Origin of the sequence: Streptomyces sp. TRM49041 (genome assembly GCF_008271805.1) — a bacterium.
In the GTDB taxonomy this organism is placed as follows: Bacteria; Actinomycetota; Actinomycetes; order Streptomycetales; family Streptomycetaceae; genus Streptomyces.
In genome coordinates, this window is sequence record NZ_VSRY01000138.1 from 57469 (window position 1) to 75579 (window position 18111).

Consider the following 18111-nt stretch of genomic DNA (forward strand, 5'->3'; position numbering starts at 1 on the left):
GGGCAGGATGCGGCGCCATGGACGCCGTACGAGTCGCCCTGCTCCGTGAAGTGCTCGCCGGGACCGAGTGGCCCGCGGCCGCTCGGTCCTTCGCGGGGGCGCTGCGGTCGTCGGTCGTGCCGCAGGGCGGTGGGCTGCTGCTGGTGGGCACGCCGGAGTACGAGCCGTGGCATCTGGCCGCGCACCTGGTGGACGAGGCCATGTGGTCGGGGCAGCCGGAACTCGCACCGACCCTCGTACGCCACCGGGCGCGGGCGGCGGACCCGGCGCACCTGGCCGTCGGTCTCGGCCGCCTGGAGGCCGCCGGGCGGGGCGCCACACTGCTGGTCGTCGCCCCGGACAGCCCGGGCGTCGGCCTCCTGGAGCGGGTCCACGACGCCCGGCGCGCGGGCGCGACGGTCCTGTCCCTGGACGGCGGGGACCCTGAGGTGCACGGCCTCGCACACGAGGCCCTCACGGTCGCCCCGGAGCGGGCCGAGGGCGTCGGCCTGGACACGGTGCAGCACCTGGTGAGCGCGGCGGCCGGCGAGAACAGCCTCCCGGGCCCGCGCGGCCGCACCCGCTTCCGCGACCGCCTCTCACGACTGGCCGACCATCTGACGTCCCCACCCCCGACGCGCTGGTAGCGCGCCCGCGGCGACGCGGCCGGGTGGGGCGGCACGGGCTGAGCGGGCTGGGCCGGGCCGGTCCACGATCTGGAACCGGACGATCCCGGACGCACCGCGGGGGCGGCCGGCGGGCGTCGAGGTCTGTCGTACGGCGCGGGGCCGCGGCCGGCGGCGTTCTGGGGCGGGGGGCTCGCCTGTGTGGCGGCGGCCGGGCTCCCGGCGGCCGCGCCGCCGAAGCCGATCACGTACGACGTCGCTGTGGAGCCGCCCGCCCGGTGCGTCGCCGGTCAGGACTCCGGGGGCCGCCCTGGCTCGCTTCCGGGGGTGTCGTGCCAGCGGGGGTCGTTCTCCCACTGGAGATTGCGGTCGCGGGCCGTCTCCATCGCGTGCGCCGCCTCCTCTCGGTCGGGATACGGGCCGAAGCGGTCCTTGGCCGGGCACTCCGGCCCCTCCTCGACCTTCTTGTGCTGCAGGCAGTAGTACCATTCACCCGGTTTGCCCACCGTGCGCTTCTTGAACAGGGCCATGTCCGGCTCCTTCCTCTGTCGCCATGGTGCCCCTCGCGCGCTGGTTAGACTCGCTGACATGTCTGGCCAGTCGCTGCTCGTACCAGGGGATCTCTCCCCCATCCGTTCCGTTCCCGGTTCCATCCGCCGCCCCGAGTACGTCGGGAAGCCGGCGCCGAAGCCGTACGCCGGCCCCGAGGTGCAGGACTCCGACACCATCGAGCGCATGCGTATCGCGGGCCGCATCGCCGCGCAGGCGATGGAGGAGGCCGCGAAGCTCATCGCGCCTGGCGTCACCACCGACGAACTCGACCGCGTCGCCCACACCTACATGTGCGACCACGGGGCCTACCCGTCGACCCTCGGCTACCGGGGCTTCCCCAAGTCGCTCTGCGCGTCGATCAACGAGGTCATCTGCCACGGCATCCCCGACTCCACGGTCCTCCGGGACGGCGACATCGTGAACCTGGATGTCACGGCGTACATCAACGGCGTCCACGGCGACAACAACGCCACATACCTCTGCGGGGACGTGGACGAGGAGTCGCGGCTGCTCGTCGAGCGGACCCGGGAGTCGCTGAACCGGGCCATCAAGGCCGTCAGGCCGGGCCGCCAGATCAATGTCATCGGGCGGGTCATCGAGTCGTACGCCAAGCGCTTCGGCTACGGCGTCGTGCGGGACTTCACCGGGCACGGGATCAACTCCTCGTTCCACTCCGGGCTGATCATCCCGCACTACGACTCGCCGCACGCCACCACCGTCATGCAGCCCGGTATGACCTTCACGATCGAGCCGATGCTGACGCTCGGGACGCACGAGTACGACATGTGGGACGACGGCTGGACGGTCGTGACGAAGGACCGGAAGCGGACCGCGCAGTTCGAGCACACCCTGGTGGTGACCGGGACCGGGGCGGAGATCCTCACGTTGCCGTGACGCCGTCGAGGGGTACGGTTTTACCGACAGGTCGTCGGAAAGCAGTTGACTTAGGTAAGCCTAAGTAGGAGGATCGGGTCGGTGGCGCCCGGCACACACGCGCACCGCGGCGCCGCGCGTCCGGCCGTCACCGCCCGCTCCGTCCGTCACGCCGACGTTCCGCACCCACCGGTCCCCGGAGGCCCGCCTTGGACGCACGCGCCACCGCCACCGTCACCCCGTTCTCGACGCTCATCCGCACCGCCTCCCACGAGGCGCACACCGAGGCGGAGACGTCGACCTTCATGAGCGACATGCTCGGCGGCCGGCTGGGCGTGAACGCCTTCGCCCGCTACACCGAGCAGCTGTGGTTCGTGTACCGGGCCCTCGAGGAGGCCGCCGACGGGCTGCGGGACGACCCCGTCGCGGGGCCCTTCGTGCAGCCCTCACTGTTCCGGACACCCGAGCTGGAGCGCGACCTCGCCCATCTGCGCGGGCCCGGCTGGCGCGCCGCCGCGACCCCGCTGCCGGCCACGGCCGCGTACGCGGCCCGCGTCGAGGAGTGCGCCCGCACCTGGCCCGCGGGATACGTCGCCCACCACTACACCCGGTACCTCGGCGACCTGTCCGGCGGGCAGATCATCCGAGACAAGGCGGAGCGCACGTGGGGCTTCGCCCGCAAGGGTGACGGCGTCCGCTTCTACGTCTTCGAGGGGATCACGAACCCCGCCGCCTTCAAGCGCGCCTACCGCGAGCTGCTGGACGGGGTGAACGCGGACGATCTGGAGAAGCAGCGCATCGTCGACGAGTGCAAGCGCGCCTTCGCCTTCAACACCGCCGTCTTCCGCGAGCTGGGCGAGGAGTTCCCGCTCAGCGCCTGAGCGGGAGCGGTCCGGGGTCGATACGGCGGACCCGTCCGCCCAGTTCGATCACGCCGTCCGGGCCCGGGGCCGTCATGATCTGCGAGCCCCGGCCCTGTGTGATGTTCAGCGCGCGGCCCAGCCGAGCGGTCAGCAGCAGGGCCGCCGTGCCCGACGCCTCCTCCTCGTCGACGGCGTCACCACGCCCCGGGAAGGCCCGCGCCCGTAGCCGGCCCGCCGCCTCGTCCTCCCACGCCCAGGCGTAGACGCCGCCTCCCGCCGACGGCACCTCCAGCGCCTCCACCTCGGCGGCCGAGCCGTACCGGCGCAGCGTGCACGGCGGCGCCCACTCGGCGTGGGCCTCGATCCAGGTGAACTCGCCGTCGTGACGCGCCCACACCTCGCCCACGGGAAGGTCGAGCACCTCCAGGTCGAGCAGCCAGGCGGCGCCCACGACCGGGTGGCCCGCGAACGGCACGCGCAGGCCGGGCGTGTAGAGGTCGACCACGCCGCGCTCGGGATCGTCGACGAACACCGTCTCACTGAAGCCGAGTTCCTTGGCGAGCGCCTGCCGGGACGCCTCGTCGGGGCAGGCGCGGCCGTCACGTACGACGCCGAGCCGGTTGCCGTGCCGTCCGTCGGCGCCGCAGAAGACGGCCAGGACGTCGTGTGCAACGTTCATCCCGGCATTCAAACACGGCGTCAGAACGTACGGCGGAGTACGCGGGGGACGGCCTCGGAGGCCATGCGCACACCGATTCGGTCGCCCGTACCGCCGTACACTGCCCAGTCGATCGAACGAAAGGCCGTTCCCACGTGCTTGGTTCCCACCTGATGGCGCTGCGCGGCAGCCTCGAAGCCGCTCTGGTTCTGGGGCTGCTCGCCGCCTGGCTCGTGCGGGCCGGGCGGCGCGACCGCCAAAGGCCGCTGTGGGGCGGAGCCGGCGTGGCCGCGGTGCTGGCGCTGGCGGTCGGCGCCGGGTTCGAGTTCGGGACGCGGGAGTTGACGGCCGAGGCGGCGAAGGCGCTCTCCGGGAGCCTGTCCGTGTCGGCCGCCGGGTGCGTCGCATGGGCGGTGTTCCGGGCGCCGGGCGCCGGGTTCGTCGCCGTCACCGGGTTCCTGGTAGTGGCCCGGGAGGGGCTGGGGACCGCGCTGCTCCTGTGGGCGACGGTGTCCGCCGCGCGGGACGAGGCGGGTTCGGCCGGGCCGCCGGGCATGGTGGCGCTGGGTGTCGCGGTCGCGGCGGTGCTGGGGTGGCTGGTCCACCGGGGCGTACTGCGGGTCCGGCAGGGCCCGTTCACCGCCTGGGCGGGCGGGGCGCTGGTGGTCGTCGCGGCCGGGGTGGTGGCGCAGGGCGTCCGCGACCTCCAGGACGCGGGCCCGGAGGGCGGGGTGCTCGCGGGGCGGGCGTTCGACCTGGGCGGGGCCGTGTCGCCGGACCGCTGGCACGGGGCGCTCCTGGAGGGCGTGCTGAACGTGCGGCCGGACCCGACGGTGCTCCAGGTCACGGTGTGGGCGCTGTATCTGGTCCCGGCGCTCGCGCTCGGGCTGTCCCCGGTAGGGTTCGGTCGGTCAGTGCCGGTCGGGGTCGAGGAGCAGAAGAATACCGATGCGAGGGCTGGTGAAGGGGCTGGGCAGCCGGCCGCCGGGCCGACGGGGTACGAGGCCGCTGGCGGCGTTCGCGGCGGTGACGGCGCTGACGCTCACGGCGAGCGGGTGCGTGACCGTGCACGGCGAGTCGGCGGTCGTGCCGACGGCGACGCGTTCTGAGGCCGAACAGGCGCTCAAGGACTTCACCGACGCGTACAACGCGGCCGACAAGGAGTACGACCCGTCCCTCGACGCGCACCGGGTGACCGGCTCGCTCGGGGCGATTCATCAGGCGGGGCTCAAGGCGCGGTCCGTGACCCACCCGGACGGCAACCCGAGCCACAGGCCGCTGGAGCTGAACGACACCAAGTTCGTCATCCCGAAGAACGCCGGCTGGCCACGCTGGTTCGTCGTGGACGCCGACTCCAACCGGGACACGGACCAGGGCGCGGGTGACAACCGCTGGGTGCTGCTCTTCATACGCGGCGGCCCCGACGAGATGTGGGAGGCGTCGCACCTGGCGGTGCTCGCGCCGGCGGAGATCCCCGTGTTCCGTACGGACGCGGACGGCTGGGCGGAGCCCGCCCCGGCGGACGGGGCGTCGCTGGCCGCGGCGCCCGCGGAGCTGAGCGAGGACTACGCCGGGTACCTGAAGACGGGGCAGCCCGAGAAGTTCGCGGCGGGCCCGCACACCTCGGTGCTGAGGGAGCAGCGCGACAAGATCGCCAACCGGCCGGGGCTCGCCGTCCAGTTCGCCGACCAGGCCCTGGACACTGGGGCGTTCGCGCCGGTGGGGCTGGTCACCGAGGACGGCGGGGCGCTGGTGTTCTTCTCGACGCGCTTCTACGAGCGGCGCACGGCGGCGCAGGGCTACCGGCCGAAGGTGTCGCCGGAGGAGAAGCCGCTGCTGACGGGCGACGTGCGCAACACCCTCACCAAGGAGTGGGTGGCGAGCCTGACGGCCCTGGTGCGCCCGGGCGGGACGGACACGGACCAGGTGACGATCGTGAACCGGCTCCAGGGCGTGACGGCGGTCAAGGGTTCCTGACCGCGGCTCACGGGCCCGCGCGGCCGCGGAGACGCGGCGGGCCCGCGGGGCCGGGGGCGACCTGGGCCCCGCGCCCCGGCGACCCGACGTCCCCGCGCCCCGGCGGCCGGAAGCGCTCAGCGACTCACCGGCTCAGCGGCTCAGCGGCTCAGCGGCCACGCCACCGCGTGGTGGTCGCCGTGCTCGTCGTCGGCGTAGCGGTCGGCGTGCCGGGCGCAGGCGTCGGTGAGGGTCTCCAGCAGCGTCAGGGGGTCCGGCAGCGGGTGCTCGGGGCCCCGTACCCACTCGACCATGTGGTCACCGGGCAGCCGTGCCGGCGGTACGAGGACATAGCTGCCGCGGCAGTGCCAGCGCAGCCCCGGGTGCTCGTCCATGGTCTCGGGGTGGCAGTCCAGCTCGCACGGCCACCACTCGTCCTCGTCCTCGGGCGTGCCACGCGTGGCGGTGAAGAACAGCACGCGGCCACCGCCGAGCGAGTCACCGGCCTCGGCGACCGGGCCGACCTCGACCCCCTCCGCGAGCAGCCGCTCCAACGCGGCGCGACCGGCCTCCAACGGAACGTCCAGGACGTCGTGGACCATGCCGGTCGCGGTGATGAAGTTGGCCTGCGGCTGGCCGAGCGCCCACCGCTCGATCTGCCCGGGGTCGGTGGCGCACTGCGTCTGCCAGGCGAAGGAGACGGGATGCCGGGCGGGCGTGGGACAGCCGACGCGCTCGCAGGAACATCGGTAGCCGACGGGATACGCGGCGGGGGCGAGCGGCAGTCCGGCGGCGGCCGTGGCCAGGAGCAGGTCCTCCCGGCTCGGGGTGTCGGCGGCGGATTTCCTCGGGCGGCGACGCAGCCAGTGCGCGATCCTGCTCTCCGTGCCGCGGTAGCGGCCGATACCGTCGCCCATCTATCCCCTCACACCTGACGCAAGCCCCTGTGGTCCCTGCCATGGTCCCATCATCCTGCGGCGCAGGTGACAGGACTCCTCAACCGAGGTACGGCGGTCGATTCGGAGAGACCGCCGTGCGGGTCGGGTTGCCGGATTATGTCGGGATATTCCTGCCGTTCGCCAGCCGTTCACCGTGAGGAGGTCCACGCGCCGACCGCGCAAGTGTTCAGGAGCGGGGGCGAGTGGCGATGCCCTGGAGGACGTGGTCGACGAGCTGGTCGGCGTACGCGTGGGTGAGCGGACGGGTGCGGAGCAGCCAGCGGTGGGTGAGCGGGCCGACGAGGAGTTCCAGGGCGACGCGGGGGTCGACGCCGGGCCGTACGTCGCCGCTCTCCCGGGCGGCGGCGAGGCGGTCCGCGTACAACTGGAGCTGGGGTTCCAGGAGCCGCTCCACGAAACGGGCGCACAGCTCGGGGTCGACGAGCGCCTCCGCGGTGAGCGCACGGGTCGGGGCGTCGTACGCGGGATCGTTCAGCTCGTCGACCGTGGTGCGCAGGACGTACTTGAGGTCGGCCGCCAGGTCACCGGTGTCGGGGATGCCGGGCGCGGCGTCCCCGCCGAGCGCCTTCCGGCCCTGTTCGGCGAGGTCGAGGTACGCGTCGAGGAGGACGGCGGCCTTGGAGGGCCACCAGCGGTAGATGGTCTGCTTGCCGACCCCGGCGCGGGCCGCGATGCCCTCGACGGTGGTACGGGCGTACCCGGCCTCGCCGACGAGGGCGAGAGCGGCGTCGAAGATGGCGCGGCGGGAGCGCTCGCTGCGGCGTGTGGCGTCGGGCGTCCTGCCGGACGCCGCCTTGGGCTGGGGCATGGCGCCAATCTATCCACCGCACAAGCCGAGACGTCCCGTCTCACACCCCTCCCTCCACGGACTCCACGGACTCGACGGACTCGACGGACTCGACGGATTTCGCGGATTTCGCGGATTTCGCGGACCTCACGGACTCACCGAACTTCACGGATACAACGGACTTCACGGGCGTGAACCGCGGTAACCACCCGTACGGTCCGATGCGCGGGAGGCACCGTACGGCGCACCATGGCTGGGCACGCACACCGCGTGCGCCGGTCGTTCGTGAGGAGCCTTCTTTGCCTCGTGACGCTTCACCCCGCCGCTACCTGATGTGCGCACCCACGCACTTCAGGGTGACGTACTCCATCAACCCGTGGATGGACCCGGCGAAGCCGGTCGACCTGCCGCTCGCCCTCGCCCAGTGGGAGGACCTGCGGGACCGTTACCGTGCCCTCGGCCACACCGTCGAACTCCTCGAACCCCGCCCGGACCTGCCCGACATGGTGTTCGCCGCCAACGGCGCCACCGTCGTCGACGGCCGTGTCCTGGGGGCCCGGTTCCTCTACCCCGAACGGACCGCGGAGGCGGCGGCGCACCGCGCCTGGTTCCGCGCCCATGGCTTCACGGACGTCCACGAGCCCGAGCACGTCAACGAGGGCGAGGGCGACTTCGCGGTCACGGCCTCGTACCTGCTGGCCGGGCGGGGCTTCCGCTCGACCTCCCTCGGGGCCGACGAGGCGCAGGAGTTCTTCGGCCGGCCGGTGATCGGCCTGGACCTGGTCGATCCGCGCTATTACCACCTGGACACGGCGCTGTGTGTCCTGGACGACGCGGCGGACGAGATCATGTACTACCCGGCCGCGTTCTCTCCGGGCAGTCGCGCGGTGCTCGCCCGGCTCTTCCCCGACGCGCTGATCGCGGAGGAGGCGGACGCGGCGGCGCTCGGTCTGAACGCGGTGAGCGACGGACGGCATGTGCTGCTGCCGCAGGCGGCGGTCGGGCTGTTCCGGCCCCTGCGGCAGCGCGGGTTCGAGCCGGTCGGGATGGACCTGGGCGAACTCCTCAAGGGCGGTGGCAGCGTGAAGTGCTGCACACAGGAACTGCGCGGCACCCCCGCCACCACCGCTTAGGTACGGGCCGTTCAGTCGTCGAGGAGGATGCGGAATGTGGCGCGTCCGCCGTGGCGACGACCGTGGCCTCGCCCTCCGCGTCCGCGTAGGCACCGGTTCCGCGCCGGTGACCGCCGCGGGCGCGGTGTGGGGGCCGGTGCCGTTACAGGGGGGGGACGTGTCACGGGTCCACCCCACCCCACCCCACCGCGCCGCCGCCGCGCCGGGCAACGGGCACGCCGTTCGGGCTCACCCCGGCGGGGTGCCCGTCACCCGTCAGGCGGGCGGCGCGGGCCAGGCGTCGCCGGCGGGTGGCGGCCAGGCGTCGCCCCACTCGGCGTCACGCGCCTCCTTGTAGAGCGCGCCGTGCCGCTTGGTCACCGTGTCGCGGCGCAGGCCGTCGTCCGGTGTGCAGAGGTCCAGCAGGACCTGGCCCTTGCGGATCTGCGGCCTGCGGGTGACGCGGGCGGTGGCCGGGGTCACCGGGAACCTGCCGGCCGCGACGTAGCTGAACTTCTCGTCCTCGTACGCGAGGGAGCCGCCCTTCACCTGGCGGTGCAACGACGAGCGGCTGACCCGCGCCGCGAAGTGGCACCAGTCGGTGCCCGGCTCGATGGGGCAGGCCGCGCTGTGCGGGCACGGCGCGGCGATCCGCAGCCCGGCCGCGGTCAGCTGTTCCCGGGCGGCGATGATCCGCTCGTACCCGTCGGGCGTGCCCGGCTCGACGATCACCACTGCCTGCGCGGCGCGCGCGGCCTCGGCGACGAGGGCGGCGCGGTCGTCGGGGGTGAGCTCGTTGAGTACGTACGAGACGGTGACGAGGTCGGTCGCGTCGAGCTTGAGCGCCTTGCCGATGCGGGCGCGCTGCCAGCGCGCGGCGCGCAGGGCCGGCACACCGGACACCTCGGCCAGCTCCCGCCCCAGGGCGAGCGCGGGCTCGGCCCAGTCGAGCACGGTGGTACGGGGCGCGGCGCCGGGCCCGCCGGAGCTGCCACCGCCGGGCCGGTCCGGTCCGCGGTGGGCCTGCCCCGGCCAGTCCGCCCACTCCTCCCACGCCTCCGCCGTCTCCCACGCCTCGGCGACCGCCCAGGTCGCCGCGCCGGTGCCGCCGCCGATGTCGATGTGGGTGGCCGGCGCCCACTCGGGCGCGGCCGCGCGCAGGGCGGTCAGGGCCGACCGGACCGCCTCGAAGGTGGCAGGCATGCGGTACGCGGCGTACGCGGCGACGTCGGCGCGGTCGCGGAGGACGGGCGCGTCGGTGGGGGTGGCGCCGCGGTAGTTGGCGATGAGCCGGTCGACGGCCTGGGCCGCCTTTGTCGGCGGCAGTCCGTCGAGCAGCCCGGCGAGGGCGGCGCGCAGGGCGTCCGCGGTGGGGAGGGAGGCGTTCACCGATCCATCGTAGGCAGGGTCAGCGGGTGCGGTGGTCCGCCTGCCAGGGGCGGCACAGCCCCAGGAAGCAGCCGACGGCGGCCAGCGCGCACACCAGCTGGACGACGGCCATGGGGACGGCCGTGTGCTCCCCCGCGACACCGACCAGCGGCGAGGCGACCGCGCCGACGAGGAACGACGACGTGCCGAGGAGCGCCGACGCGGAGCCCGCGGCGTGCGGGGTGCGCATCAGCGCCTGGGCGTTGGTGTTGGGCAGCGCGAGGCCCATCGCGGACATGAGGACGAACAGCCCCGCGGCGATCGGCACGAGGCCCACCTTTCCGAAGACGCCGCTCGTCATCAGCAGCAGCGCGAGGGCCGCCACGGTGATGACGGCGAGGCCGGTGCCCAGGGCCTTGTCGAGGCTGACGCGGCCGACGAGGAGCTTGCCGTTGATCTGGCCGACGGCGACCAGACCGACCGAGTTGAGCCCGAAGAGCAGACTGAAGGTCTGCGGGGAGGCGCCGTAGATCTCCTGGACGACGAACGGCGAGGCGGAGATGTACGCGAAGAGCGCGGCGAAGGCGAGGCCGCCGGAGAGCACGTAACCGGTGAACACCCGGTCGGCGAGCAGCCCGCGCATGGTGCGCAGCGCCGCGCCGACCCCGCCGCTGTGCCGCTCGGCGGGCGGCAGCGTCTCGTGGAGCCACTTCCAGACGACGAAGGTGAGCAGCAGACCGACCGCCGTGAGGACGTGGAAGACACCGCGCCAGTCGGTGACCCGCAGGATCTGCCCGCCGATCAGCGGGGCGACGACCGGGGCCACCCCGGAGACCAGCATCAGCGTGGAGAAGAAGCGGGCCATCTCCACGCCGTCGTAGAGGTCCCGGACGACGGCCCGCGCGATGACGATGCCGGCCGCGCCCGCGAGGCCCTGGAGCAGCCGGAACGCGATGAGCAGCGCGGCGCTGGGCGCGAGGGCGCAGACGGCGGTGGCGGCCACGTACACGAGCATGCCGATGAGCAGCGGGCGGCGGCGCCCCCACTTGTCACTCATCGGGCCGACGACCAGCTGACCGAGGGCCATGCCGGCGAGGCAGGCGGTGAGGGTGAGCTGGATGGTGGCGGCGGGGGACCGCAGGGCCTGGGTGACCTCCGGGAGGGCGGGGAGGTACATGTCCATGGACAGCGGGGCCAGCGCGGTGAGGCCGCCGAGGCCCAGGGTGACGATGAGCCCGGCGCGGCGCGCGGCGCCGGGCGGCGTCCGCGGTGTCTGTGACGCCTGCGATGTCTCTGGCGCCTGTGGTGCCTGCGGCGTCCGTGGTTCCTGCGGTGGTGCGGCGGATACGGCCTCGGTCCGGTCGGTCGGTATGCCCCCCGGGGTGCTGTGTCCCCGGGTGCTCGGGCCGCTCTCCGGCATCTCTTCTCCTGTCCTGGGTGGCGCCCCCTATGCTCTCAGCCCGAGCGAGATACTTGAAACCTCAATGGGAGGCTCGGTATGGGGCGGAAGATTCGCTGGGGTGTGCCGGCGACGGGCGGGATCGCCGCGTCGTTCACACGTGACCTGCTGGAGCCGGCGTACGACGCCGAGGTCGTGGGGACGGTGCCGCGCTGGCGGTGATGCGGACGCTCGACGCGTACGGGACCGCATCGGCGTCCGCCACCCCGGCGAACAGGCGGCGAGAGTACGCTGCGCGCCCATGGAGGCTATGGACGCTGTACCCCCCGCGCGGGGAATCGCGGTGGTGACCGGCGCCGGCTCGGGCATCGGCCGGAGCGTGGCGGTCGCCCTGGCGGAGGCGGGCTGGTCGCTGACCCTGGCGGGCCGCCGGCCGGAGCCGCTGGCGGAGACGGCGGCGCTGGCGGAGACGGCGGGGCCGGCGGGCGGTGATGCCCTGTGCCTGCCCACGGACGTCACGTCGCCGGAGGAGGTGGCCACGCTGTTCGCGGCGGTCCGCGAACGGTTCGGTCGGGTGGACCTGCTGTTCAACAACGCCGGTACGTTCGCCGGGGGCGGCACACCGGTGGAGGACCTCACGTACGACACGTGGCGGCAGGTCGTGGACGTGAATCTGACGGGATCTTTCCTGTGCGCGCAGGCGGCGTTCCGGCAGATGAAGGACCAGTCCCCGCAGGGCGGCCGCATCATCAACAACGGCTCGATCTCGGCGCACGTACCCCGCCCGCACTCGGTGGCCTACACGGCGACGAAGCACGCCACGACGGGCCTGACGAAGTCCCTGTCGCTGGAGGGCCGCCCGTACCGGATCGCGTGCGGCCAGATCGACATCGGCAACGCGGCGACGGAGATGACGCGCCGTATGGAGACAGGCATCCTCCAGGCGAACGGCACCCTCGCCACCGAACCGGTGATGGACGCGGCGGACGTGGCGCGGACGGTGGTCCACATGGCATCGCTTCCGCTGGAGGCGAATGTGCAGTTCGCGACGGTGATGGCGACGACGATGCCGTACATCGGGCGGGGCTGAGCGGCGTACGCCCGGGCCGCGGTGGCGGTGGCGGTGGCCGGGCGTACACGCGCGAGCGCCGGGCCTCCTACCGGACGCGGCGGTGCTCACCCTGCACCAGGGCGAGGACATGGGCCGCCCGGGCGAGCTCACGGTCGAGCCGTGCCCGGGCGACCGACAGGTGCGGGTGACCGGCACGGGCGCCCGCATGTGAGCCCGCGCGGCGGGCCCCGGCCGGGGGCGGCGGGTGGGCCGGCGCGGCGGGTGGGGCTATGCCTGGCCGGTCTCGAAGCGGCGGACCTTTCCGTCCTCGACGTCGAAGTGCCACTGGGTGCGCATCTCGCCCCAGGTGTCGTTGCGGTAGCGGGCGACGAGGTCGCGGCCGCCACCCTTCTCGGACTCGACGTCGATATGTCCGCGCGTGGTGAAGATCTCCCGCTCGGTCCACTGCTCCACGTCACGGTCGGAGCCGTCGTCGGACATGGTGGCGTCATCGGTCAGAGTGGCGCGGAACGCGTCACGGTCATGGGCGTTGACGGCGGCGACGAAGGCGCGTACGGCGGGGTCGGTGAGCCGGTCGACAGGAATGGGCATGGGAACCTCCCGGTGGGACGGAATGGACACGCGCCTCACCGGATACACCGCGGCCCCGGCATCGCGCCGGGTGCCACGGGGGAGGCTCACCCCCATGGACCACACCTGGAAGACCGTCGAGGATCTGCACGTCTGGCTCGACCGGCACGCCGACCGCACCACCGAGCGGGCGACGCTGCTCCAGATACTGAAGCTGTCGGAGGAGGTCGGCGAGGTCGCCGAGGCGGTCATCGGGGTGTACGGCCAGAACCCCCGGAAGGGCACGACCCACACGTGGGAGGACGTCCAGGCGGAGCTCTGCGACGTGATCATCACGGCGATGGTGGCGCTGCGGACGCTGACACCCGACGCGGGCCAGGTCTTCACGGAACACCTGACCCGCGTACGGGCCCGCTCGGCGGAGGCGTGAGCGGGGCGGATGCCTCGGCAGGGCGGAGCCGCTGAGCGGGCGGAGCCGTTCCGCCGCGAGTCCCCGACGGTGCCCTGTGCCCCGGGTATGGCGACACGACAGTGAAGCCAATGGGGGGACGGCGTGAAGACCATGCCCAGGGGCGCCTTCCAGCCACTCCCTACCGCGAGGTAGTCGACAGTCGAGAGCCGGCGTCCAGCCGGGGCATACCACCCCAATCCGCCCACTCGGCGAACGAATCACGTACAGAGCGGAATCAATCACGGACTCCGCGTATACACTCGCCGTTCACATAACCACCACACTTCGGGGGGTTCCCATGCATCTGCGGAATTCGGGTCGGATACCGGCCGTCGCCGCGCTGATCCTCGCCTCCGCCTGCTCCCCCGACGACGGTGGCGGAACGGCCCCCACCCCCTCGGCGACCAGCACGGCGACCGCTTCCCCCTCGCCCTCCGTCTCCCCGAGCCCCACGGCGTCGCCGTCGCCCCTGATGCCGTCGGTGACCGGGCTGGGCTTCACCGAGGCCGAGCAGCGAATAGCCGACCTGACCCCCCTCGTGGTGAAGGCCGCGAGCGCCTACCGGAATGTGCCCCTGCCGGCCGCGCACGGCACATGGAAGGTCTGTTTCCAGGCCCCCGAGGCGGGCACCGAACTCTCCACGGGGATGGCCGGTCCGACCCTCCATCTGACCGCCCCCGCCACACCGTGCCCCTCGGAGCAGGGCGCCGCCCTGCCCACCCCGACACCCACGCCCACTCCGGCGAAGAAGACGGCGGACGCCCCCTACTACCGGAACTGCGACGCGGTACGGGCGGCCGGCGCCGCTCCCCTCCACCGCGGCAGCCCCGGTTACCGCGCCGGCCTGGACCGCGACGGCGACGGCGTCGCCTGCGAACCGTACGGCGGCTCGGGCTCAGGCTCCGGCGGGTCGACGACAGGCGGCTCGGGCTCCGACTCCGGCTCCGCCTCGGGCGGTTCGGGAGGCGGCAGCGTCTACTACCAGAACTGCTCGGCCGCCCGCGCGGCCGGCGCCGCCCCCGTCCACCGCGGCCAGCCCGGCTACGGCCGACACCTCGACCGCGACGGCGACGGAGTGGGCTGCGAGTAACGACGGCGCGGGTACCCCGCCTGCACGGCGAGCGGTGCCCGCCCTACAGGCGGGGGCGGCCTTGGCGGCTTTTGGATTCAGCCGTCGTACTGAAAGCGCGCCGACTCGCCGAGCACCGAGCGGGCGCTCTCGAAGTCGGCCAAGCGGGCCGCCACCGTGGCCACGGCGAGGCGTTCCGGGAGGGCGGCGGAGAACTTCAGGCCGCGTACGGCCCGGCGGTCCACGTCAGGCAGGACGAGGTTCTCGCCGACGTTCTCACGGGCCGTACGCCAGTCGGCCGGGGTGAGGTCCTCGCGCAGACGCAGCCAGCTGTCGGTGGGTCGTTGCAGAGGGTCGGTGACCGACTGGAGGGTGGCTGCCAGGGTGGCGTTGGCGCGGTAACCGGCCCAGGTCCACCAACGGACGTCGGAGCCGACGCGCGTGATCAACGTGCCGCCCGGGTGGACGGTGTCAGGTGCGTCGGTTTCGCGCTGTTCGGCCAGGCACGCCTCCGCACGCCGGGTGAGGGAGACGGGCGGGGCCGTGCCCAGCAGCACCTCGCGCATGGCGCGCGTCAGTGCGTACGACAGTCCGGCGACGCCGCCGTTCATCCACTTGGCGATGCCACCGCCGTCGGCCGGCTCGACGAAGACGCGTTTGCGCAGCCAGTCGATGTACGTGACCTGCCAACTGCGTCCACCCAGGAGCAACCGCCTGGGGCCGGGGCGTTCCTCTGTGAGCACACTCGGGTCGGTGCGGCCGATCTCCGTGCGTCCGGACAGGACGGTGAACTGCGGAGGTGCGGTAAAGGAGGCGGTCAGTTCGATGAAGTGCCTTTTGCCGAAGCGGCGTTCCGCCTCGGGCCCGACGAACAGCATCCCACCGTCGCTGTCGAGGAAGCCCTCCTCGGTGAGGAAGCGCAGGATGGGGGCAGCCGACTTGTCGAAGGGTGCGAGACCGTTCCACTGCCGGTCCCACAACCGGTCGCCGAGCTTGTGCTGTTGCAGGGTGACGGCCAGCAGTTGCTGGGCCACCAGGTGGCGCGGCTCGGGCGGAGGGACGACCGGTTCCACCCAGCCCCGCGACCACATCAGCAACAGGCCCGCCGCCTGCAGCAGTGTGTCCTTGCGGGTGGTGAGGAACAGACAGTTCCGCACAGTCCCGGGACGCCGGCCGGTGCGACCGATGCGCTGCAGGAACGAGGCGACGGAGGCCGGTGAGTCGATCTGGATGACGCGGTCCAGGTCACCGACGTCAATGCCGAGCTCGAGGGTCGACGTGGAGACGATGACGCAGTCGCGGGCCTCGGCGAACGCCTGCTCGGAACGGGTGCGTTCATCGACGGAGAGCGAGGCGTGGGACAGGAAGACGGTCACCTCACGCGCGCGGAGCGCCGCGCCCAACTCTTCGACCTGGCGGCGCGAGTCGCAGAAGACGAGCCGCTTCTCCCCTCTGTGCAGCGCCGCGATGAGTTTGGCCGCGTTGTCGAGGGAGCCGACGTAGTCGAGTTCCACTTCGCCCGCAGGCATGCCGGACGGCTCGGGACTGGCTTTGTCGCCGTGTCCGCTGCCGTCGGTGGCCGGCAGACGCACTCCGGGGGCGACCACCTGACCGGTGCGGCTGCCGACGCCCGCGCCTTGCAGCCAGTGCAGCAGCTCGGCCGGGTTGCCGACGGTCGCCGAGAGCCCGACGCGCTGGATGGGCCGTCCGGTGACCCGCTCCAACCGTTCGAGCACGGCGAGCAGGTGCCATCCCCGGTCATCCCCTGCGAACGCGTGCACTTCGTCGACGACGACGGCCCGGACGCTTCCCAACAGGCGGGCGTGGTCGGTCTTGACACCGATCAGCATCGCTTCGAGCGACTCGGGCGTGGTCAGCAGGATGTCCGGCGCCTCGGCCCGAATGCGCTGCCGTCGCGACTCCTTCGTGTCACCGTGCCAGAGCGCAGCCCGTCGCCCCAGCCACTGGGCGTAGGTGTCGACGCGGCCGACCAGATTGTTGAGGAGTGCCTTGAGCGGACACAGGTACAACACGGAAGTGCCGGTCCACCTCTGCTCGGCCATCGCCGACAGCAGGGGGAAACAGGCCGCCTCGGTCTTGCCCCCCGCCGTCGGAGCCAGCAGTACGGCGTCCTGTCCTTCCATGAGCGGCGTGATCGCCGCCCGCTGCAGAGGGCGCAGATCGGGCCATCCGAGGGTGTTGACGATGTGATGCAGGACGACGGGGTCGAGTCGGTCCAGCACGTCGGCGTCCTCGTCACCCGGATCTTTCCCGGCCTGGCCTGCCGCGTCCGCCATCACAGCTCCAGGTCGATGTCATCGGCCGACGCGGAGCCCCCTGAGACCGTGGCGGCCAGGTTCCGCTCGACATCGGTGAGTTCGCTGCCGGCGACGGTGAGCCTGTAGTGCTGCCGGGGGTCGAAGTCGTCGAACTGGTCCACGCGGTCGAGTACGTCCCCGACGAGTTTCTTCAGGAACAGCCGGGGAGCCACCCCGACCTTCCCGCCCAGCGCCCCGCCGACGGCCACCGCGAGGTCGGCGACATACGCGTCGTCGACGACCTTCCGGACGCGCTCGGGCATGTCCGCGGCATCGACGTACAGGTCACGGATGGTGAGGCCGAGTCCGACCAGGGACTCCTGGTTGAAGCCGGGCAGCCTGATCTGCACGGCGCGAGGGTTGTCGAAGCGCGGGTCGGTGGTGAAGTCGGTGGCCAGCCGCTGAGCGAGCGGGGCCAGACGCTGCACGCCCTGCTGACCGTCGTAGAAGGCCGGGGTGCCCGTGATGACCAGATAGAGGCCGGGGAAGCGGCCCGAGTGCACCTCGTCGATGAGCTGCCGCAGCGCGTTGAGTGCCTTGTCGCGGGCGTCGGACCGGACCCGCTGCAGCGTCTCCACCTCGTCGAGGACGACGAACAGCCCGGTGTGCCCGGAGTCGCGCAGCACGGTGAGGAGGCCCTGCAGGAACCCGAGCGCACCGAAGTGGTCGAGGTCTCCGCGTACCCCGGCGGTCCGGCGGGCAGAAGCCGCGACATGCGGCTGGCCGCCGAGCCACGCCAGAACGGCCGCGGCGGTCGCCTCATCGCCGTCCGCGAGGGCGGCCCGGTAGCCGCGCAGAGCCGTGGCGAACGACGGGGCGTGCCGGGAGACCTCGGCGAGTCGTGCGACGAGCAGCTTCTCCACCTCGCTCGGAAGCTCATCCTCGGTCGCGCCGGCCGCGAGGGCGTCCTCCTCCAGGGCGTAGAACCAGGCGTCCACCACGGGCCGCAGCGCGCCGGCCGGGAAACTGGAGGTGGTGAGCCGTTCGGTGAGCCGCCGGTAGACCGTCTCCAGCCGGTGCAGCGGGGTCTCGTTCTCCGAGACCTGGATCTCGGCCACGGCGAAGTTACGGCGCTTGGCCCGCTCCCCCAGCCAACGGGTGAAGAACGTCTTGCCGGACCCGTACTCCCCCCGCACGGCCTTGAACACCGAGCCGCCGGACGCCACGGCGTCCAGTTCCGCGTCCAGTGCCGCTTCGAACCGGTCGAGTCCGGTGGCCAGCAGGTCGAGTCCGCTGTCGGGTACGGCACCGCGTCGCAGCGCGTCGATGACGGTACGGCGGCGGGCGGCGCTCACCTGTGCGGGGCGCTGGGATCCGGTGGTGCTCACGGCAACCAGTCTTCCATTTCCACGGGCACGCCCGTGCGGGGACCGGAAGACGGCCGTCGGTCGGTCCGCGCTTTTCGCGGCGCCGTGGTGAGGCGCCCACTTCGTTGAATCGGTTGACGGTCACCCGGAGACGCTGCTGGAATCACTCTCCGTACATACGCCAGGGTGGGA

19 protein-coding genes and 1 pseudogene are annotated in these 18111 nt (G+C 72.8%); 11 read left to right on the plus strand and 9 right to left on the minus strand.

Annotation, left to right across the window (positions count from 1 at the left end):
- Window positions 1-17: 17 nt before the first annotated feature.
- Entirely contained in the window at window positions 18-626 is a 609-nt protein-coding gene (locus FVS66_RS17140) for a hypothetical protein (RefSeq protein WP_149182049.1), read from the plus strand.
- Window positions 627-895: 269 nt separating this feature from the next.
- Here the strand turns inward: FVS66_RS17140 and FVS66_RS17145 are convergent, their stop codons facing one another.
- Window positions 896-1135, minus strand: a complete 240-nt coding sequence (locus tag FVS66_RS17145; protein WP_149182050.1) for a hypothetical protein — start codon at window positions 1133-1135, stop codon at window positions 896-898.
- Window positions 1136-1193: 58 nt separating this feature from the next.
- Here FVS66_RS17145 and map point away from each other — a divergent pair, with 58 nt between their 5' ends.
- Both map and FVS66_RS17155 read left to right on the plus strand, forming a co-directional pair.
- Window positions 1194-2051: a type I methionyl aminopeptidase gene (map, locus tag FVS66_RS17150; protein WP_149182051.1), complete on the plus strand. Its 858-nt coding sequence runs from the start codon at window positions 1194-1196 to the stop codon at window positions 2049-2051.
- Between the two features lie 188 nt (window positions 2052-2239).
- The gene (locus tag FVS66_RS17155) at window positions 2240-2911 is read left to right on the plus strand and encodes a biliverdin-producing heme oxygenase (protein WP_149182052.1); all 672 of its coding nucleotides are present in this window, start codon (window positions 2240-2242) and stop codon (window positions 2909-2911) included.
- Here the strand turns inward: FVS66_RS17155 and FVS66_RS17160 are convergent.
- Entirely contained in the window at window positions 2901-3572 is a 672-nt protein-coding gene (locus tag FVS66_RS17160) for a PhzF family phenazine biosynthesis protein (RefSeq protein ID WP_149182053.1), read from the minus strand. The two genes, FVS66_RS17155 and FVS66_RS17160, sit on opposite strands and share 11 nt — an antisense overlap.
- Before the next feature lie 134 nt (window positions 3573-3706).
- On the opposite strand from FVS66_RS17160, the gene FVS66_RS17165 reads away from it, so the two are divergent.
- Window positions 3707-4660 (plus strand): FTR1 family protein, encoded by a 954-nt coding sequence (locus tag FVS66_RS17165; RefSeq protein WP_149182054.1) that lies wholly within the window; start codon window positions 3707-3709, stop codon window positions 4658-4660.
- Window positions 4611-5528: a hypothetical protein gene (locus FVS66_RS17170; protein WP_262387045.1), complete on the plus strand. Its 918-nt coding sequence runs from the start codon at window positions 4611-4613 to the stop codon at window positions 5526-5528. The genes FVS66_RS17165 and FVS66_RS17170 overlap by 50 nt, the downstream gene beginning before the upstream one ends.
- Before the next feature lie 140 nt (window positions 5529-5668).
- Here the strand turns inward: FVS66_RS17170 and FVS66_RS17175 are convergent, their stop codons facing one another.
- Both FVS66_RS17175 and FVS66_RS17180 read right to left on the minus strand, forming a co-directional pair.
- A complete protein-coding gene (locus tag FVS66_RS17175; protein ID WP_149182055.1) occupies window positions 5669-6424 on the minus strand; it encodes a bifunctional DNA primase/polymerase in 756 nt (251 codons plus the stop codon).
- Window positions 6425-6632: 208 nt separating this feature from the next.
- Window positions 6633-7274: a TetR/AcrR family transcriptional regulator gene (locus FVS66_RS17180; protein ID WP_149182056.1), complete on the minus strand. Its 642-nt coding sequence runs from the start codon at window positions 7272-7274 to the stop codon at window positions 6633-6635.
- Window positions 7275-7552: 278 nt separating this feature from the next.
- On the opposite strand from FVS66_RS17180, the gene ddaH reads away from it, so the two are divergent.
- Complete coding sequence (gene ddaH / locus FVS66_RS17185; RefSeq protein ID WP_149182057.1) at window positions 7553-8386, plus strand: dimethylargininase; 834 nt, start codon at window positions 7553-7555, stop codon at window positions 8384-8386.
- 255 nt (window positions 8387-8641) lie between these two features.
- On the opposite strand, the gene FVS66_RS17190 is transcribed toward ddaH, so the two are convergent.
- Window positions 8642-9754, minus strand: a complete 1113-nt coding sequence (locus tag FVS66_RS17190) for a small ribosomal subunit Rsm22 family protein (protein WP_149182058.1) — start codon at window positions 9752-9754, stop codon at window positions 8642-8644.
- Between the two features lie 19 nt (window positions 9755-9773).
- Window positions 9774-11153, minus strand: a complete 1380-nt coding sequence (locus tag FVS66_RS17195) for a multidrug effflux MFS transporter (RefSeq protein WP_149182059.1) — start codon at window positions 11151-11153, stop codon at window positions 9774-9776.
- Window positions 11154-11231: 78 nt separating this feature from the next.
- On the opposite strand from FVS66_RS17195, the gene FVS66_RS36040 reads away from it, so the two are divergent.
- The 3 genes and pseudogenes from FVS66_RS36040 to FVS66_RS17205 all read left to right on the plus strand — a co-directional run.
- Window positions 11232-11354: a hypothetical protein gene (locus FVS66_RS36040; RefSeq protein WP_262387048.1), complete on the plus strand. Its 123-nt coding sequence runs from the start codon at window positions 11232-11234 to the stop codon at window positions 11352-11354.
- Window positions 11355-11442: 88 nt separating this feature from the next.
- Complete coding sequence (locus FVS66_RS17200; protein ID WP_149182060.1) at window positions 11443-12222, plus strand: SDR family oxidoreductase; 780 nt, start codon at window positions 11443-11445, stop codon at window positions 12220-12222.
- 40 nt (window positions 12223-12262) lie between these two features.
- A pseudogene (locus FVS66_RS17205) lies at window positions 12263-12415 on the plus strand (phenazine biosynthesis protein PhzF); the annotation flags it as partial.
- Between the two features lie 56 nt (window positions 12416-12471).
- Here FVS66_RS17205 and FVS66_RS17210 read toward each other — a convergent pair.
- Complete coding sequence (locus FVS66_RS17210) at window positions 12472-12795, minus strand: nuclear transport factor 2 family protein (RefSeq protein ID WP_149182061.1); 324 nt, start codon at window positions 12793-12795, stop codon at window positions 12472-12474.
- 94 nt (window positions 12796-12889) lie between these two features.
- Here FVS66_RS17210 and FVS66_RS17215 point away from each other — a divergent pair, with 94 nt between their 5' ends.
- Window positions 12890-13204: a MazG-like family protein gene (locus tag FVS66_RS17215; RefSeq protein ID WP_149182062.1), complete on the plus strand. Its 315-nt coding sequence runs from the start codon at window positions 12890-12892 to the stop codon at window positions 13202-13204.
- 319 nt (window positions 13205-13523) lie between these two features.
- Window positions 13524-14315: an excalibur calcium-binding domain-containing protein gene (locus FVS66_RS36045; protein WP_262387046.1), complete on the plus strand. Its 792-nt coding sequence runs from the start codon at window positions 13524-13526 to the stop codon at window positions 14313-14315.
- Between the two features lie 77 nt (window positions 14316-14392).
- On the opposite strand, the gene FVS66_RS17230 is transcribed toward FVS66_RS36045, so the two are convergent.
- Together FVS66_RS17230 and brxD are read right to left on the minus strand one after the other, a co-directional pair.
- On the minus strand, window positions 14393-16591 hold the full coding sequence (locus FVS66_RS17230) for a DEAD/DEAH box helicase (protein WP_149182063.1): 2199 nt from the start codon (window positions 16589-16591) through the stop codon (window positions 14393-14395).
- Window positions 16591-17940, minus strand: coding sequence for a BREX system ATP-binding protein BrxD (brxD, locus tag FVS66_RS17235; RefSeq protein WP_149182064.1), 1350 nt, complete (start codon window positions 17938-17940; stop codon window positions 16591-16593). Before brxD ends, FVS66_RS17230 begins: the two co-directional genes overlap by 1 nt.
- Window positions 17941-18111: the final 171 nt, after the last annotated feature.

What these genes read in the sequence shown, in the direction of transcription:
- FVS66_RS17140 (WP_149182049.1), top strand. Translation starts at nt 18, where the DNA reads ATGGACGCCGTACGAGTCGCCCTGCTCCGTGAAGTGCTCGCCGGGACC.
- FVS66_RS17145 (WP_149182050.1), bottom strand. Translation starts at nt 1,135, where the DNA reads ATGGCCCTGTTCAAGAAGCGCACGGTGGGCAAACCGGGTGAATGGTAC.
- map (WP_149182051.1), top strand. Translation starts at nt 1,194, where the DNA reads ATGTCTGGCCAGTCGCTGCTCGTACCAGGGGATCTCTCCCCCATCCGT.
- FVS66_RS17160 (WP_149182053.1), bottom strand. Translation starts at nt 3,572, where the DNA reads ATGAACGTTGCACACGACGTCCTGGCCGTCTTCTGCGGCGCCGACGGA.
- FVS66_RS17175 (WP_149182055.1), bottom strand. Translation starts at nt 6,424, where the DNA reads ATGGGCGACGGTATCGGCCGCTACCGCGGCACGGAGAGCAGGATCGCG.
- FVS66_RS17180 (WP_149182056.1), bottom strand. Translation starts at nt 7,274, where the DNA reads ATGCCCCAGCCCAAGGCGGCGTCCGGCAGGACGCCCGACGCCACACGC.
- FVS66_RS17195 (WP_149182059.1), bottom strand. Translation starts at nt 11,153, where the DNA reads ATGCCGGAGAGCGGCCCGAGCACCCGGGGACACAGCACCCCGGGGGGC.
- FVS66_RS36040 (WP_262387048.1), top strand. Translation starts at nt 11,232, where the DNA reads ATGGGGCGGAAGATTCGCTGGGGTGTGCCGGCGACGGGCGGGATCGCC.
- FVS66_RS17200 (WP_149182060.1), top strand. Translation starts at nt 11,443, where the DNA reads ATGGACGCTGTACCCCCCGCGCGGGGAATCGCGGTGGTGACCGGCGCC.
- FVS66_RS17210 (WP_149182061.1), bottom strand. Translation starts at nt 12,795, where the DNA reads ATGCCCATTCCTGTCGACCGGCTCACCGACCCCGCCGTACGCGCCTTC.
- FVS66_RS17215 (WP_149182062.1), top strand. Translation starts at nt 12,890, where the DNA reads ATGGACCACACCTGGAAGACCGTCGAGGATCTGCACGTCTGGCTCGAC.
- FVS66_RS36045 (WP_262387046.1), top strand. Translation starts at nt 13,524, where the DNA reads ATGCATCTGCGGAATTCGGGTCGGATACCGGCCGTCGCCGCGCTGATC.
- FVS66_RS17230 (WP_149182063.1), bottom strand. Translation starts at nt 16,591, where the DNA reads ATGGCGGACGCGGCAGGCCAGGCCGGGAAAGATCCGGGTGACGAGGAC.